The sequence below is a fragment of the Kribbella sp. NPDC056861 genome (assembly GCF_040687575.1).
In the GTDB taxonomy this organism is placed as follows: domain Bacteria; phylum Actinomycetota; class Actinomycetes; order Propionibacteriales; family Kribbellaceae; genus Kribbella.
Genome location: NZ_JBFBNQ010000001.1, coordinates 1,515,079 through 1,531,460, shown reverse-complemented (window position 1 = coordinate 1,531,460; position 16,382 = coordinate 1,515,079). Strand labels below are relative to the sequence as shown.

Here is a 16,382-nt window from a genome sequence, read left to right as displayed (position 1 = left end):
GTTCCGGCCCGGGCGTCATCTTGTCACCGTCGGCCTCCCGGTTCGCTGCCGGGCCGGATTTGCGGGAATGGTGGACACTAGCTCCCATGAAGTGGTTCGGTCGCCGGCAGAAGCCGGGCACGATGCGTAAGTCGGACAACCCTGACCAGGCGCACCTGCGGGAGTTCGTCCAGACTCGGCAAGGCGTCGAGGGATTCGTCGAGCCGCGAACAGCGGTGACCGACTACACCATGCTGCTGGTCGCCATCGACGGCGAGTGGACCCGTCGCCGGGTCCCCTCGGTGGAGTGGGCGCACAAATTCGCCAACAGCATGGGCATTCCGTCCTACGACGCGGCCGTGGTCGGAGTCCCGCCCCGGATGCGCGAGTACAACGCCCGCCAGAAGAAGAACGGCCTCGCCTGACCTCCAGGCGAGCCTCTCAGAGGATCGGGACCCGGGCGCGGACAGCCACCGCCAGTTCGGTCTCCACCGTGCCTACTAGCAGATCGGCCTCCGCGCCGAGGCGACCACGCGGATGACCTAGCGGGTCGATCAGGGCGCTGCGCCCGATCCCCAGCGGGTCGGTGCCGCGTGGCGCGGTCCAAGCCTGGTCACAGGCCAGCAGCCACGCTTGAGCATCAGAAGCGCGTGCCCGGGTCAGCAGATCCCACTGGTCCTCCTTCGCCGGCCCAGCACCCCACGAGGCCGGTACGACGATTAGCTCCGCCCCGGCTCGCCCCAGCGCCGTGAACTGATCGGCGAAGCGCAGGTCGTAGCAAGTAGCCAGCCCAACCCGTACGCCGTCGACCTCGAACGTGACCAACTCATCGCCCGGCGCAACCAGATCGGACTCGCGCGACCCGAAGGCGTCGTACAGGTGGATCTTCCGGTACGACGCCTCGACGCCCGGCCCGGTCACGAGCAGCGTGTTGTGCACCCGCCCGTCACTCGCAGGCTCGAAAAGCCCCGCAATGACGACCACGCCAAGATCGGCCGCGACCTTGCGCAGCCCACTCGCGAACGGCCCGTCCAGCGGTTCCGCGACAGCCCGCAGATCGCTGCCGAAAGCAGCCAGCGTCGCCTCCGGCAGAGCGATCACCGAGGCGCCCGCCTCAGCGGTCCGGCGGACGGATTCGACAGCGATGGCTAGATTGGCGACCGGATCCGGACCCGTGCTGATCTGAGCCGCCGCGACGCGCAGGGATGTCATGAACCCTCCAAGGCTGTATACATTGAGTATGCAATTGAGTGGGGACTCCGGCCGAGACCGTGCCTACCAGTACCTGCGGGGGACCGTGCTGAGCGACCCCGCGGTCTCCGGGACGTTCATCAACGAGCAAGCCGTCGCCACCGAAGTCGGAGTCTCCCGTACTCCGGTCCGAGAGGCCTTGCTGATGCTGGCGGCCGAGGACCTGGTGCAACTCGTCCCGCACCGCGGCGCCTTTGTGGCACCTGTGCCGGGCCGCGAGATCGCCGAGATGATGCAGGCGCGCGGCGTGATCGAGTCCTGGGCCGCAGTCACCTGCCTGGCCTCCCCAGTTGGTGCCCCGGTCGAGCCGATGGCCGCAGTAGTGGAGCAGCAGCGGGCCATCGTCGAGGCAGGGGACGCCAAGGAGTTCATCGAGCTCGACAGCCAGTTCCACGCCCTCCTGGTGGAGGCTGCGGGCAACACCGTGCTCGGCAGGTTGTACGACAGCCTGCGTGCCAGGCACGTGCTTCTGGGCGTAGTGGCCCTGCAGCGAAGCACTACTCGCCGCCAGGACGTGCTGGCCGAGCACCAGGCAATCGTCGACGGCCTGGCATCAGGTGACGCGGCCATAGCCGAGGCGGCGATCCTCCGCCACCTCGACACCACCGGCTCCATCCTCATGCAGGGGTGACCACATCGGCCGGAGCCGACGAGTCCTCGTCCTGCACCGCCCGGCCGAGCCGCAGCCCGACCATGGTGACCACGCACGCCACCACGATGTACAGCGCGATCACATAGCCCGTGCCGGTCTTCGCCAGGAAGTAGGTGAAGGCCAGCGGTGCCAGCGCTCCGCCGATGATGCCGGCGAACGTGTAGGCGAGCGAGCTGCCCGTGTAGCGAAGCCTTGCAGTGAACTGCTCCGACACGAACGCCGCCTGCGGCCCGTACATCAGCGAGTGGAACACCAGCCCGATCACCACGCCCGGCAGCACAGTCGCCAGCGACGACGCCATGGCGAAGAAGACCACACTCCAGATCGCACCGCCGACAGCGCCGATCCCATAGATCAGCCGCCGCCCGTACCGGTCGGAAAGCCAACCGGACAAGGGAATCAGCCCCACCTGGAACGCCGACCCGACCAGTACCGCGGTGACCGCCTGACCGCGGCTCATCCCCAGGTTCTTGGTCGCATAGGTCAACACGAACACGGCGAACATCGCATAGAGCACGTCGGGCCCGACGCGGGCCAGGATCGCAGCGACGAGCGCGCGCCGCTGCGTCCGCAGTACCTCGGTCACTGGCGCGGTCGGCCGATCGCCACGCGCCTCCAACTCCTTGAAGACCGGAGTCTCTTCCAGCTTCGTCCGGATCAACAACCCGAAAGCAACCAGTACTGCGGACAACAGGAATGCAACTCGCCAACCCCAGCTCAGGAAGGCATCCTCGGACAGCGATCCCGCCAGCACAGCCAGCACGCCGTTGGCCATCAAGGTGCCCAGCGGCGGCCCCACCTGAGCGGCAGAGGACCAGAAACCCCGCTGTCCCGCCTCGCTGAACTCACTGCTCAGCAGCACCGCCCCACCCCACTCACCGCCGACACCGACGCCCTGCACGAACCGCAGGAACACCAGCAGGGTCGGGGCCAGTGCGCCGGCCTGGGCATGGGTCGGCAGCAAGCCGATGAAGAAGGTCGCGACGCCGATGATCAGCAAGGTGGCGACGAGCACCTTCTTGCGGCCGATCACGTCACCCAGCCGGCCGAACACGATGCCGCCGAGCGGCCGGGCGATGTAGCCGACGGCGTACGTGCCGAAGGCCTGCAGGGTCCCGGTGAGGGGATCACTGCCCGGGAAGAACAGGTCGCCGAAGACGAGGGCCGCGGCCGAGCTGTAGACGGCGAAGTCGTACCACTCCAGCGAGGTGCCGGACAGGCTGGCGGCGAACGCTTTGTACAGACTTCGCCGGTCGCCGGCGGGGGCGGTGGGGCTGGACATCGGGTGGACCTCCTTGCGTCGTTGCTCCATACTTGCTGTATACAACGTGTTCACGCAAGTCTTGACTCAGATTCGGTGGTGGTTGCCATGCCCGAGACCCTGCGATTCACGCTGCCCGACGGCGCCGAGCGGCGGATCGACGTCCGCTATGCGCTCAACGCCGGGTACGCCGGCCGCGACACCCAGCAGGTCCAGCACCACGTCGACGAGCTCGCCGAGCTGGGGGTGCCGGCGCCGAAGCGGATCCCGACGCTCTACCCGCTGGCGGCCAGCCTGGTGAGCCGGCCGGAGGTGGTCCAGGTCGCGCACGGCCGGACGTCAGGGGAGGCCGAGTGGGCGCTGATCGTCGGCGACGGGCCGGACGACCTGCTGCTGACGGTCGCCTGCGACCACACCGACCGGGCGCTCGAGGTGCACGGCGTCGCGTGGAGCAAGCAGACCGCGCCCGACCTGGTCGGCGACGTTGCCTGGCCGCTGGCGACGATCGCGGACGAGCTGGACGGCTTCACCCTCAAGGCCTGGGTGCGGCACGGTGACACCGAGCAGCTGATCCAGGACGGCACGCTCGCGCAGTTGCTGCCCCCGGCGTACTGGGTGAAGGAGCTCGGCGACCGGCTCCGGCCGGGCACGGTGCTGCTCAGCGGGACGATCCCGATGATCGCCGGCGTCGACCAGTTCGCGGACGGCTGGCGGGTCGAGCTGACCGATCCGCGCGGGCTCACCAGCCGGATCGAGTACGCCGTGGAGCAGCTCGCGGCGGCCTGGGAATGAAGGCCGAGCACGAGTTCTTCCCGGTCGCCGAGGTGCCCTGGACGGAAGACGTCCCGGGGATCACGCAGCGGCTGCTCAGCGCGGCCGAGGACGGCCGGATCACCCGGATCGCGCGCTGGGCGCCCGGGACCACCTCAGGCGACGAGGTGATCAGGCACGAGTACTTCGAGGAGGTCTACCTGCTCGACGGCAGCCTGACCGACCTCACCCTCGGGAAGACCTTCACCGCGGGGGATTACGCAGCTCGCCGGCCCGGTATGCCACATGGGCCGTACCGGACCGGCGAGGGGTGCACGATGCTGGAGATCCGCTACTAGCTGGACCAGCTGGACTAGCTGGCAGCGGCGGCGAGCTCCACCAGGGTGCGGACGGAGTACCCCGTGCCGCCGCTGGTGGTGTAGCCGGACGGTCCACCGTCGTTGAAGGCCGGGCCGGCCACGTCGAGGTGCACCCAGTCGATGCCATCGGCAACGAAGTCGCCGAGGAAGGCGGCCGCCGCCAGGGCGCCGCCCCACGGCTCGCCGGTGATGTTCGCCAGGTCGGCGATCTTCGAGTGCGAGCGCAGCTTGTCGAGCATCTCGGTCGGGATCGGCAGCGGCCACATCGCCTCGCCGGCCGCCACGGCGGCGTCGACCACCCGGTCGCGGGCGGTGTCGGTGTTGGCGAACGCGCCGGCCACCTTGGTGCCCAGGGCAACGACACAGGCGCCGGTCAGGGTGGCCACGTCGACGATCAGGTCGGGCTTGTCCTCGGACGCCTTGACCAGCGCGTCACCGAGCACCAGCCGGCCCTCGGCGTCGGTGTTGAGCACCTCGACCGTCTTGCCGCCGTACATGGTCAGCACGTCGGACGGGCGGGCCGCGGAGCCGGACGGCATGTTCTCGGCCATCGCGGCGTACGTCGTCACCTGGACCGGCAGACCGAGCCGGGCGATCGCGACCGTGGCGGCGATCACCGCGGCGGCGCCGGCCATGTCGGACTTCATGCTGATCATGCCGTTGGCGGTCTTCAGTGACAGGCCGCCCGAGTCGAAGGTGATGCCCTTGCCGACGAAGGACAGGTGCGTCACCGGCTTCTTCGGGGTGTAGGTCAGCTTGACCAGCCGCGGCGGGTTGGTGGAGCCCTGGCCGACGCCGAGGATGCCGCCGTAACCGCCCTTGGCGAGTGCCTTCTCATCCAGCACCTCGACCTTGACGCCGTGCTCCTTGCCCAGCTTCTGGGCGATCGCGGCGAACTCGGTCGGGTGCAGGTCGGACGGGGGAGTGTTCACCCAGTCGCGCACCTGGTGGACGGCGTCGGCGGTGATCTGTGCCCGGTCCAGCGCGACCTTGGCGTCGCGGTTGCGGGCCAGGTCGGTCAGCACGATCACGTTGCCCGGCGCCTCGGTGCTCGCGTCGGACTTGTAGGCGTTGAAGGTGTAGCGGCCGATCAGCGCACCCTCGGCGACCGCGCGGACGCACTCGGCGTCGGGGGTCGGCAGTGCGAAGGCGATCGACTGACCCGCCTTGGCGGCGCGGACGCCGACACCGGCGGCGACCCGCAGGTCCTCGGTCTTCAGCGCGCCGTCGGGGGCGGCGCCGAGGCCGACCGCGATCAGCACGGCGGACCGGCCGGGCTTCGGGCCGGGCACCTTGGTGACCTCGCCGTTCTTGCCGGTGGCGCCGAGGCCGGCCAGCACCTCCACCAGCTTCCCGCCGTAGGCGGCGTTCAGCGACTCGGTGCCGGCGGGCAGCGTGACCCCGCCGTCGAGTTTGACCACGCCGATCACCAGGACGTCGGTCTTGACGCCGGCCGGATCGGACTTGCTCAGGGTGATGGTGCTCACGAAATCCTCAGTCCTCCTTGACCGGGTGGCAGGGGCCGGTCGTGACGGTACGTGAATGCTGCCTCCGCATGCTACGCGCCACAGCACTGTGCCACGTAAAGCACTTGTGCCATGTCACGGATGCGACTCGCAGGCAGTGATGTCGGCCGCATCGCGGCCCGGCCGTCATCCGGTAGGTTCCGCTGCATGACCGAGTCTCCCGTGTTGAAGAAGTCCCCGTTGCACGATCGGCACGTCGCCCTGGGCGCCAAGTTCGCCGAGTTCGGCGGCTGGGAGATGCCGCTGGAGTACAGCGGGGTGGTCGCCGAGCACACCGCGGTCCGGACCTCCGTCGGCATCTTCGACGTGAGCCACCTGGGCAAGGCCACCGTCAAGGGGCCGGGCGCCGCGGCGTACGTGAACTCCTGCCTGACCAACGACCTGGGCAAGATCGCTCCCGGCCAGGCGCAGTACACGCTGTGCTGTGCCGAGGACGGCGGGGTGGTCGACGACCTGATCGCCTACCTGCACGCCGACGACGACGTGTTCCTGATCCCGAACGCGGCGAACACCGCCGAGGTGGTCCGCCGGCTCGCCGAGCAGGCCCCCGACGGCGTCGTGGTGACCAACACCCACGACGACTACGCGATCCTCGCCGTCCAGGGCACCGACAGTGACGAGGTGGTCGCGGCGATCGGGCTGCCGACCGGTCACGACTACATGTCCTTTGCTGTGGCCGACTTCGCCGGTACTCCGGTAGTTGTCTGCCGCACCGGTTACACGGGCGAGCGCGGCTACGAGCTCGTCGTACCGAACGAGGCGGCCGTGGCCGTCTTCGACGCACTGCTGAAGGCGGGGGAGCAGTACAACCTGGTCCCGGCCGGTCTGGGCGCTCGCGACACTCTGCGGACCGAGATGGGCTACCCGCTGCACGGCCAGGACATCTCGCCCGAGATCACTCCCGTGCAGGCACGGTCCGGCTGGGCGGTCGGCTGGAAGAAGGAGCACTTCTGGGGCGACCAGGCCCTGCGGGCAGAGAAGGAGGCCGGCCCGGCCCGGATCCTGCGCGGCCTGCGTGCAGTTGGCCGTGGCATCCCGAGGCCTCACATGGCAGTCGTCGACCCGGCTGGTACTGCGCTGGGCGAGGTCACGTCCGGCACGTTCTCCCCGACCCTGAAGAAGGGCGTCGCGCTGGCCCTGCTCGACGCCGCGATCAAGGAAGGCGACCAGGTCGCCGTCGACATCCGCGGCCGGCAGGAGGCGTTCGAGGTGGTCAAGCCTCCGTTCGTCACCGTCAACGTCCGCGAGAGCTGACCCGAGCCACACCGCTGATACGTACGCCGGTTGCGGCGGCGAACCCCGGCCACCAAGGTCCGGACCCGGGGTTCGTCCCGCACCCGCGGCGCCGCCGTACCGCGGCAGTTCGCCTGTAGCCCCTCCGCGCTCACACACCACCCGCGCCCCGGCTGCGGGGCGGCCGCCGGCAGACTCGAGACCAGCCCGAGTACGACGGCTGCCAGGACCACCAGATTGCTTCGCGACCAATGCATTGGTGCAGCATGTGGGAACCCTGTTACCCAGCGCCTACCACCGAGCTACTCTGCGCACGTGGAGTACCGCTTACTGGGTCCTGTCGAGGTTGTCGTAGCGGGGAAGCCGGTGGCTCTGGGGCGTCGGCAGGAGCGCTTGCTGCTCGCTCTGCTGGTGCTGTCCGCCAACAGCCTGGTGCCGGCCGAGCGGCTGATCAGTTTGCTCTGGCAGGACAAGAGCCCGGACAACCCGGCGCGCACCCTCCAGGTCTACGTCTCCCGGCTCCGCAAGGCGCTCCCGGCCGGTTCGACGCTCGACGCCCGGGATCAGGGCTACCAGCTGACCACTGACGTCGCGACCATCGACGTGCACCGGTTTCGAGAGGCTGTCCGGCAGGCCGACCTGACCGCCGATCCGACGGCCCGCGCCGAATTGCTCCGCGCCGGGCTGGAGCTGTGGCGGGGGCCGGCCCTCGTTGATGTGGCATCGGCTGAGCTTCGGCACAGGCTGTGCGCTGATCTGGAGGAAGGCCGGCTGAACGCGCTGGAGTCGCGGATCGAAGCCGACCTGGAGTCAGGGCTCGACAGTCAGTTGGTGGTCGAGCTCGCGGGCCTGGTCGCCGACCACCCGGGCCGGGAGCGTCTGGTGGCCGCGCAGGCGATCGCGTTGTATCGCGCCGGTCGAACACCGGACGCGCTGGAGAGCCTGCGGGCGGCGAAACGACTACTGGCCGAGGAGCTCGGACTTGACCCGGGCCCACGGCTGCAGGAGATCGAGGCGGCGATCCTGCACAACGACCAGGATCTGCTCAGGCCGCAGCCGCCGCGCGACGGCGTACCGCGGCAGCTTCCGTCCGCAGCGAGTGGATTCGTCGGGCGGACGGAGGTGGCCGAGCGGTTGACCCGGATGCTGACCGAGCGGCAGCAGTCGCACGCTGCTCCGGTGGTCGTCGTGTCCGCGATCGCCGGCATAGGTGGCGTCGGTAAGACGGCGCTCGCGATCCAGGTCGCGAACCGCGTCGCTGCCGAGTTCCCGGACGGTCAGCTCTTCCTCGATCTGCGCGGGTACGGCGAAGAGGAGCCGATGACCGCCCGCGAAGCGCTCGGCATCCTGCTCCGCAGCCTGGGTCTGGATCCCAAGGATGTGCCGGACGATGTCGCCGAGGCCACTCTGAAGTATCGGACGGTGCTGGCCGGACGCCGGGTGCTGATCGTGCTGGACAACGTCGCCCGGCCCGCGGTGGTCGAACCCTTGCTGCCGGGGTCGGGTGACTCCGCGGTGATCGTGACCAGCCGGGCCCAGCTGACCAGGCTGACCCCGTCGGGGGTGCTGCAGCTCGACGTACTCGAGGACCACGAGGCGCTCGAGCTGCTCGAACAGCTGGTCGGCGCCGAACGAGTCCGGGCGGAGCCAGACGCGACCCAGGCGATTCTGACCGCGTGTGGCAATCTGCCGCTCGCGGTGCGGGTGGCCGGCGCGCGGCTGGCAGCGCGACCCAACTGGCCGATCAGTCACCTGGCCGAGCGGATCGCCGACCAGCGGCAGCGACTGGAGCATCTGGACCCGGAGGGAAAAGGCCTCCGGGCGGTCCTGGCGAGCTCCCTGGAGCAGCTCCGTGGGTCGGATGACCCGCTGGATCGCCGGGCCGCCCAGGTGCTGGTGTCGCTGGGCATTCCGGACAGCCCGCGTAGCCGGGTGCTCGAGGTGGCCCGGCTGACCGGACTCGACGACGAGGCGGTCGAGGATCTGCTGGAGCGCCTGGTCGACTCCCAGCTGCTGATGACGCCGCGGCCGAGGACGTACCGACTTCATGACTTGGTCTGGTCCTATGCCCGGGAGGAGGCGGAGGCCACGATCGAGGCGCCGGCCCGGGAGGCAGCGCTGCAACGGCTGCTGACGCTCTACTCACAGGTCGCCTGGCAATCGGTGGTTGCCCGCAATCCCCAGGCGACCAGGTTGGAGTGGGCGGCCGACCTGGTGAAGGTCGAGGAGGATGCCGGGGTTCCCACCGGGGAGGTGAGCCTCGACTGGCTGGACTCGACGCCGTTGAACTCGGCGGTTCTGCAGGGCGCGCGTGGGTCGAGCGAGACCCGGCGAACGGTCCTGGAGCTGGTCGTCGCACTGGGCACGTACGACAAGGCGCGGCGGGAGTGGCGCGAAGCGGTCGGCAGGACAACGGTGGCGGTCGAGATCGCCGAGGCCGGCGGCGACCAGCTCGCTACCGCGTTCGTGCTCGGCGACCTGGGCATCGCCGCCGCGGGGATCGGCGACTTCGATGCCGCCATCCCGGCTTTCCGGCAGGCCCTCAGCCGACTGCGAGCGCTCGGCGAGTTCCGGGCGGCGGTGGCGATCTCGAACAACCTGACCCGGATCCTGCAGCAAGCGCGCCGGTTCGACGAGGGGATCGAGGTCGGTCTGGAGAATCTCGAGCTGGCAGACCTGGTGGGCGACATCTCGCTGCGGAGCGGTGGTCACCTGGCGCTCAGTCTGCTGTACGCCGAGATCGGTGACACTGTCGCGGAACGACGCCACCTGGAGGCCGCGCTGGCGGACGGTGCCGGCGAGTCGAATCCATGGCGTCGGGCCTACATCCTGGCCAGCCTGGGGACATTCGAGCTTCGGAACGGCCGGACGGGGGCCGCGGTCCAGCATCTTCGCGAGAGCGTCGCGGTCTACGGCAGCCTGAGCCAGCCGGACGACATGGCCGAAACGGTCGGCGAGCTGGGTGAGGCGTTATTGGCCCACGGCGAGATCACCGAGGCGATCAGCTGCCTGCAGATCGGGCTCGACGAAGCGACGCGAGCTAGGGACGAGGCGAGACGAGCTGTCCTTGTCGGCCGGCTCGCCGAGGCGCGCGCAGTACTGGGTGAAGGGGGCCGCTGACGTGGAGTACCGCTTGCTGGGTCCTGTCGAGGTCTGGGCCGCCGGTCGCAAGGTCGTGCTGAAGCGTCGGCAGGAGCGGTTGTTGCTTGCCGTGCTGCTGCTGGAGCCAGGCAAGGTCGTGCCCACCGACCGGCTGATCGAGTTGTTGTGGCCGGAGGAGTTGCCGGGGACCCCGAAGCGGGCACTGCAGGTCTACGTGTCCCGGCTGCGGGCCGCGCTGACTGCCGAGGATCCGGATGCGCGGCTGCTGGCTGAGACCCAGGGGTACTCGCTGCAGGGGGCTGTTGGGCGGACCGATGTCGAGAGGTTCGCGGAGTTGGTCAGCCGTGCCCAGGACCTGCGGGACTTGGAGCAGCGGCGTGACCTGCTGGTCGAAGCGCTGGCGTTGTGGCGAGGACCTGCGCTGGCAGATGTCGCCTCCGAGGACGTACGCCGGCGGCTGTGTGGCGGTCTCGACGAGTCGCGGTGGGCGGCTCATGAGCTGCGGCTGAGTACCGACCTGGCGTTGGGACGTCATCAGGAGCTGCTGCCTGAGCTGGCGGAGCTCACCAGCGCCGAGCCGACTCGGGAGGGGTTGGCAGCGGCTCGCATGACCGCGCTGTATCGCTCTGGTCGGCAGGCCGATGCACTGGCCGTCTATGCCGAGTTGGTGCGTCACCTGGACCAGGAGTTGGGAGTCGAGCCTGGCGAGGAGCTCCGGGACCTGCAGGTGGCCATGCTGCGGCAGGACGAGTCGCTGAGCCTCACTGCACCTAGCACGGGTCCGCGAGAGCTACCGGCCGATGTGGGGCTGCTGGTGGGTCGCGATGAGCTGTTGGCTGAGCTGTCCGGGGTACTGACTCGGGCGACGCGCAGGAACGGCGTACCGGTGGTGGTGTCGCTGTACGGCGGTGCCGGCACCGGCAAGTCGGCTGCGGCTGTGCGGCTTGGGCGGCGGTTGGCTGATGAGTACCCGGATGGACAGGTCTTCGTGCGGCTGCAGGACGTGCACGGCGACGCAGTACCGGCGCGGGTCGTGCTCGGGCGACTGCTGCGATCACTGGGCGTCGAGAGTCAGAACATCCCGGACTCCCTGGAGGAGCGTTCGTCGCTGCTCCGCAGCACGCTGGCAGGGCGCGCTGTTCTCCTCGTCTTCGACGACGTCCGCGACGCAGGCCAGCTGAGGCCGCTGCTCCCCGCCGACGGTCGCTGTGCTGTCGTGGCAACCTCCCGACAGCCACTGCTCGGCCTCGAAGACGCGGTCCACCGCGAGGTCCGGCCGCTCGCCGACGAGCAGAGCGCCCAGCTACTCGAGTCACTCAGCGGCCTGCCGCTCTCCGAGCTGACAGAGATCATCCAGTACTGCGCAGGCCTGCCGCTGGCCCTGCGAATCGTCGGCGCCCGGCTTGGCATCGCGGGCGAGGACACTGCCGACGTACTGAAGGCCCTGGCCGACGACACCCAACGCCTCGACTACCTGGTGGCGGGGGACCGCGCGGTCCGCGCCAGCCTCGAGATCACACTGCGCAGCGCGGATCCCGCCGCCCAGCGGCTGTTTGCCCTGCTGCACCTGGTCGGCGCCGACGAGTTCTCGTCCTGGGTCGCCGCCCCGCTACTCGGCCTCAGCGAACCGCGAGCCGACGCGGTCTTCGACAGCCTGATCGCTCTGGGCTTGCTGCAGCAGCGCCGGACAGAGCCGGCGACGTACGGGATGCATGGGTTGGTCCGCTCGTACTCCGGTGAGCTGCTGGGCCAGATCTCCCCGGAGGTCCGGGCGGGCGTCGAGGAGCGCTACCTGGAGACCGTACTGCGCCTCCTGACGATCGCCGACGAGCAGATCGAGCACGGGGTCGAGGTGTTGATCCCGATCGACGGCGGGAGCGGGCGAGCACTGCCGATCGTCGAGGCCGAGGTTGCCGCCGAGCGCGCCAACTGGCTCGATGCGCACTTGCCGCTGATGCACTCGGCCATCAACCTCGCTGCCGGGAAGCGGGCTCGCTTGGCTGGAATGTTGACCCTTCGCCTGCACGGATATCTGGTGGTCCGTGATCACCGGGAGGCCCGCGACGAGATCTTCCGGCTGGTCAGGGACGCGGTGATCGGAGCAGGCGAGGTCGGGCTGGAGGCAGAGATCGACCGCGCGGTCTTCGGCGCGAGTGCGCAACGGGGCGCGCCGCTGGCCGAGTTGACGGTCCTCGCGGAGCGCAGCCTCGACTCGGCAGGACGCGCCGGAAGCCTCGAAGTGCGGGTGCGGGCGCTCGGCCAGGTCGCCTGGGCCGCCGAGGCCCGGGCCGATGGTGAGCGGCAACTCGAAGTTGCCCAGATGATGTTGTCGCTGGCCGCGACGAGGCGATCCGATCAGGCCTTGCTGACGAGAGGGCTCGACCATCAAGGTGGAGCGCTGACGCTGCTCGGCCGGCTCGACGAAGCACAGCAGTCGATCCGCCGAGCGGTCCACCTGAGCGCGGCGGGAACCCGTCTGTACGCGATCCGCTCGGTGAACCTTGCCAGCGTCCTGCTCCTGGATGCCGGCCGAGGCGCGAAGCACATCGCCGAACTGACCGAGCTGCTGACCCAGGCCAGACAGGCGGTCGAGGAGATCGGGGACGAGCTCGGCGAAGCCCACGTCGGTGTCGCCCGAGCACGGCTGCAAGTGCTGCTCGGTGACCTCGACGGCGCCGGCGACTTGCTGGGCCAGGCGGAAAAGACATTCCGGTATAGACCGGATTCGACTGGTCAATTGATGGCCGCGCTCGGGCGGGCCTCTCTACAGCTCGCGCAAGGGCAGCTCGATAACGCCCGGAGCACACTTCGGAGCAAATTACAGGAATGCATCGACGGCAATATTCCGTACAGCCGTTCGAACTTATTGCAGTACTGGGCCCGGATTGATGCCGAAGGGTGCCCTAGGGACGCGGGCAATCCCAGTCCGTGACGTAGGTCGCAACAGAAGCCCAATGTCCCTCGAGTGTAACGATCTGTAACATTGTGGCACAAATTTGCCACTGTCGGTGCTGTGCCGCCGCATTTCGCGCTGGGTTGTGCGCATAGAGTAACCATCGGCGATCAATGTTCCAGTCGGGTACGCGTTCCGGTAACGATTTGTGCACTGGTCCCGGACACCGCTGGTTTGGCGTCACCGGGTCGGGCAGGCTAGCGCGCGGCCCAGGTGTTCGGCCCTTGTCAAGGCAATTTGACGTAAAGGCCTTCCAGAGCCAGGCTCGGCACGATCTACCGATCGGTGCCGGGACTGAATCCCGGAATTCTGCTGACCAAGCTGACGGAGCGCGAATGAGTATTGGGGCACCCGACTCGACCGTAGGAGTCGAGGATCATCCGGCATCAGCAGAGCCGGCTCGCTCGGCGTCTGTCGCGCACGGAAAGTCCCCGACCCGGATCGCGATGGACCGGCTCCGCAAGGACAAGGTCGCCGTCGTCTGCACGGTGATCGTGCTGCTGTTCATCCTGGTCGCGATCCTGGCGCCGGTGCTGACCAAGCTCGAGGGCAGCGACATCGGGACCTTCAACTCCGACCTGGTCGACGAGTACGGGTACCCGACGTTCTTCGCGAACGCGCAGCACTGGTTCGGGGTCGAGCCGAAGACCGGCCGGGACAACTTCGCCCGCTGGGTGTACGGCGCCCGGCCGTCGCTGGTGGTCGCCTTCGTCGCGACCATCTTCGGCACCGTCGTCGGTGTCGTGATGGGCCTGCTGGCCGGCTTCCTCGGCGGCTGGACCGACCGGGTCATCTCCTGGATCATCGACTTCGTCCTGAGCCTGCCGTACCTGCTGTTCGCGATCGCGATGGTCCCGATCGTCGAGTCGCTGCGGGGTGGCTCGTTCAACCTCAGCCCGAGCGAGCAGGCCTCGACCCGGTTCTTCGTGCTGATCTTCGTGCTCTCGTTCTTCGGCTGGGCGGGCCTGGCCCGGATCATCCGGGGCGAGGTGCTGTCCCTGCGCGAGCGTGAGTTCGTGCTGGCCGCCAAGGCCATCGGGGTGCCGACCCGGCAGGTGCTCTTCAAGGAGCTGCTGCCGAACCTGGTCGCCCCGATCGTCATCTCGGCCTCGCTGTCCCTGCCGGCCTACGTCACCGCGGAGGCAGGCCTGTCCTTCCTCGGCGTCGGCCTGATCGAGCCGATCCCGTCCTGGGGTCAGACGATCGCCAACGCGACCAACTGGTTCAAGGCGGACCCGCTCTACCTGTGGCTCCCGGTGCTGGGCATCACCATCCTGGTGCTCGCGCTGGCCCTGCTCGGTGACGCGGTACGCGACGCCTTCGACCCCAAGACTCGTCGGTAGCCCGACGTTGCCCCAGCGGCAGAAAAGGAGAAACACGACAATGCAGTGGAAACGGATCACCGCGGTCGCGGCGACGGTCATGCTGGCCGCCGTGGCATGTGGCAGCCCGTCGTCGAGCAACAAGCCCAGCGGCGGTAGCGGGGGCGACGCAGGCGGCACGCAGGTCAAGGCCACCGACCCGGCAGCCAAGGGCCCGGCGGCCGAGGTCGAAGGCGCGAAGAAGGGCGGGACGATCCAGATCCTGTCCGACGTCACGCCGGACACCTTCGACCCGACGAACATCTACTACACCGACGGTAACCAGATCGCGAAGCTGTACATGCGCGCGCTGACGCAGTACCGGCTGGACCCGAAGACGCAGAAGCCGACCCTGGTCCCCGACCTCGCCGACGACCTGGGCACCAAGTCGGCCGACGGCCTGACCTGGACGTTCAAGCTGAAGCAGGGCATCAAGTACGACGACGGCACGCCGGTCAAGGCCGCCGACTACGCGTACGCGATCAAGCGCTCCTTCGCGCACGACCTGTTCGACGCCGGACCCACGTACCAGCAGCAGTTCTTCCTGGACGGCGACAAGTACAAGGGCCCGTACGGCGCCGGTGGCGACAAGTACGCCGGTGTCGAGACGCCGGACGAGTCGACCCTCGTCATCAAGCTGGCGAAGAAGTTCGACGACCTGCCGTTCTACGCCGCCTTCCCGATGTTCACCCCGATCCCGCAGGCCGCCGACACGAAGAAGGAGTACGAGCTCAAGCCGAAGTCGACCGGCCCGTACAAGCTCGCGTCGCTGACCCCCGGCTCGGAGCTGAAGCTGGTCAAGAACGAGAACTGGGACCCGAACACCGACCCGGTGCGGCACCAGTACGTCGACGGCTTCAACTTCAAGTTCGCCCAGGACACCATCAAGGTGCAGCGCCAGGTGCTGGCCAGCTCCGGTGTCGACGCGAACGCGCTGAACTACAGCAACCTGGACGCCAGCCTCCTGAACGAGGTCAAGGACCCGGCCCAGATCATCAAGGGCCCGACGCCTTGCACGATCACCTGGCCGATGGACAGCCGCCGGATCCCGCTCGAGATCCGCAAGCTGATCGCCAAGGGCTACCCGATCGAGGACTGGCGCAAGGTCGCCGGTCTGACCCCGGACACCGCCATCCCGGCCTCGACGTACCTGCCGCCGGCCGTCCCGGGCTTCGAGAAGTACGAGGTCGCCGGTCTGACCGGTACCGGCAAGGGTGCAGCTGACCCGGCCGTCGCCGACGAGATCAAGAGCAAGCTGAAGGAGCTCGGCAAGGAGAACTTCGAGCTCTCCTGGTACTACTCCAACGACGACCCGATCGCGACCCAGGTCAACCAGCTCCGCACCCAGACCTACGAGAAGGCCGGCTTCAAGGTCAAGGCCGTCGGTGTGCCGAAGGCCAAGATCCGGACCCTCGTCGGTAACCAGGACGCGCCGGTCAACATGGGCAAGACTCCTGCCGGTTGGTGCTCCGACTGGCCGGCCGGTACCAGCTGGATGCCGGTGCTGTACCGCTCCGACGCGATCGCCCTGGGCAACAGCCAGGGTCAGCTCGAGGACAAGAAGCTGGACGCCGAGATCGACCGGGTCGCCGCGCTCACCCCGGACGAGCAGGTGAAGGAGTGGTCGAAGGTCGACAAGCTGATCATGACCGACTACCTGCCGTCAGTTCCGCTGTACTACTCGGCCAGTGCGTTCCCGGTCGGTAAGAACATCGGTAACGCGGTCAACGACCCGACCCAGGGTCTGCCCGAGTTCACCTCGTTGTACCTGAAGCAGCCGTGATCTGAGGCTGCCGTGAGGCAGCCGACTGGTCAGAACTGAACGAAGGGGTGGTGGGGGGGGGGGGGGGGCGCCGCCCCCCCCCCCCCCCCCCGCCCCACACCTCGGGGCTCTGCGTCAGGGTCGCAGACCGTTGCGGCAGGGCGTGACGGGG

Annotated in this window: 12 protein-coding genes; 9 read left to right on the top strand and 3 right to left on the bottom strand. The window is 68.7% G+C overall.

Annotated elements, in window-relative coordinates; all coding sequences use genetic code 11:
• Nucleotides 1-86 precede the first annotated feature (86 nt).
• A complete protein-coding gene (locus AB0P21_RS06920) occupies nucleotides 87-404 on the top strand; it encodes a hypothetical protein (protein WP_363694342.1) in 318 nt (105 codons plus the stop codon).
• A 16-nt stretch (nucleotides 405-420) separates the two neighbouring features.
• On the opposite strand, the gene AB0P21_RS06915 is transcribed toward AB0P21_RS06920, so the two are convergent.
• Nucleotides 421-1,191, bottom strand: a complete 771-nt coding sequence (locus AB0P21_RS06915; protein ID WP_363694340.1) for a carbon-nitrogen hydrolase family protein — start codon at nucleotides 1,189-1,191, stop codon at nucleotides 421-423.
• Between the two features lie 28 nt (nucleotides 1,192-1,219).
• On the opposite strand from AB0P21_RS06915, the gene AB0P21_RS06910 reads away from it, so the two are divergent.
• Nucleotides 1,220-1,861, top strand: coding sequence for a GntR family transcriptional regulator (locus AB0P21_RS06910; RefSeq protein WP_363694338.1), 642 nt, complete (start codon nucleotides 1,220-1,222; stop codon nucleotides 1,859-1,861).
• Here AB0P21_RS06910 and AB0P21_RS06905 read toward each other — a convergent pair.
• On the bottom strand, nucleotides 1,848-3,164 hold the full coding sequence (locus tag AB0P21_RS06905) for an MFS transporter (RefSeq protein ID WP_363694336.1): 1,317 nt from the start codon (nucleotides 3,162-3,164) through the stop codon (nucleotides 1,848-1,850). The two genes, AB0P21_RS06910 and AB0P21_RS06905, sit on opposite strands and share 14 nt — an antisense overlap.
• A gap of 87 nt (nucleotides 3,165-3,251) precedes the next feature.
• Here AB0P21_RS06905 and AB0P21_RS06900 point away from each other — a divergent pair, with 87 nt between their 5' ends.
• Nucleotides 3,252-3,935, top strand: a complete 684-nt coding sequence (locus AB0P21_RS06900; protein ID WP_363694334.1) for a DUF2848 family protein — start codon at nucleotides 3,252-3,254, stop codon at nucleotides 3,933-3,935.
• Nucleotides 3,932-4,252, top strand: coding sequence for a cupin domain-containing protein (locus AB0P21_RS06895; protein WP_363694332.1), 321 nt, complete (start codon nucleotides 3,932-3,934; stop codon nucleotides 4,250-4,252). The genes AB0P21_RS06900 and AB0P21_RS06895 overlap by 4 nt, the downstream gene beginning before the upstream one ends.
• A 14-nt stretch (nucleotides 4,253-4,266) precedes the next feature.
• Here AB0P21_RS06895 and AB0P21_RS06890 read toward each other — a convergent pair whose 3' ends face one another.
• A complete protein-coding gene (locus AB0P21_RS06890; RefSeq protein ID WP_363694331.1) occupies nucleotides 4,267-5,760 on the bottom strand; it encodes a leucyl aminopeptidase in 1,494 nt (497 codons plus the stop codon).
• Between the two features lie 186 nt (nucleotides 5,761-5,946).
• On the opposite strand from AB0P21_RS06890, the gene gcvT reads away from it, so the two are divergent.
• The 5 genes from gcvT to AB0P21_RS06865 all read left to right on the top strand — a co-directional run bounded on the left by gcvT (nucleotide 5,947) and on the right by AB0P21_RS06865 (nucleotide 16,231).
• Entirely contained in the window at nucleotides 5,947-7,053 is a 1,107-nt protein-coding gene (gcvT, locus tag AB0P21_RS06885) for a glycine cleavage system aminomethyltransferase GcvT (RefSeq protein WP_363694330.1), read from the top strand.
• A 294-nt stretch (nucleotides 7,054-7,347) separates the two neighbouring features.
• Nucleotides 7,348-10,152 carry a BTAD domain-containing putative transcriptional regulator gene (locus AB0P21_RS06880; RefSeq protein ID WP_363694328.1) on the top strand — a complete coding sequence of 935 codons (2,805 nt, stop codon included), beginning with the start codon at nucleotides 7,348-7,350 and terminating at the stop codon, nucleotides 10,150-10,152.
• Between the two features lies 1 nt (nucleotide 10,153).
• Entirely contained in the window at nucleotides 10,154-13,066 is a 2,913-nt protein-coding gene (locus AB0P21_RS06875) for a BTAD domain-containing putative transcriptional regulator (RefSeq protein ID WP_363694326.1), read from the top strand.
• Between the two features lie 356 nt (nucleotides 13,067-13,422).
• Nucleotides 13,423-14,430 carry an ABC transporter permease gene (locus AB0P21_RS06870; protein WP_363694325.1) on the top strand — a complete coding sequence of 336 codons (1,008 nt, stop codon included), beginning with the start codon at nucleotides 13,423-13,425 and terminating at the stop codon, nucleotides 14,428-14,430.
• A 40-nt stretch (nucleotides 14,431-14,470) separates the two neighbouring features.
• On the top strand, nucleotides 14,471-16,231 hold the full coding sequence (locus tag AB0P21_RS06865) for an ABC transporter substrate-binding protein (protein WP_363694324.1): 1,761 nt from the start codon (nucleotides 14,471-14,473) through the stop codon (nucleotides 16,229-16,231).
• The last annotated feature ends 151 nt before the right edge of the window (nucleotides 16,232-16,382 follow it).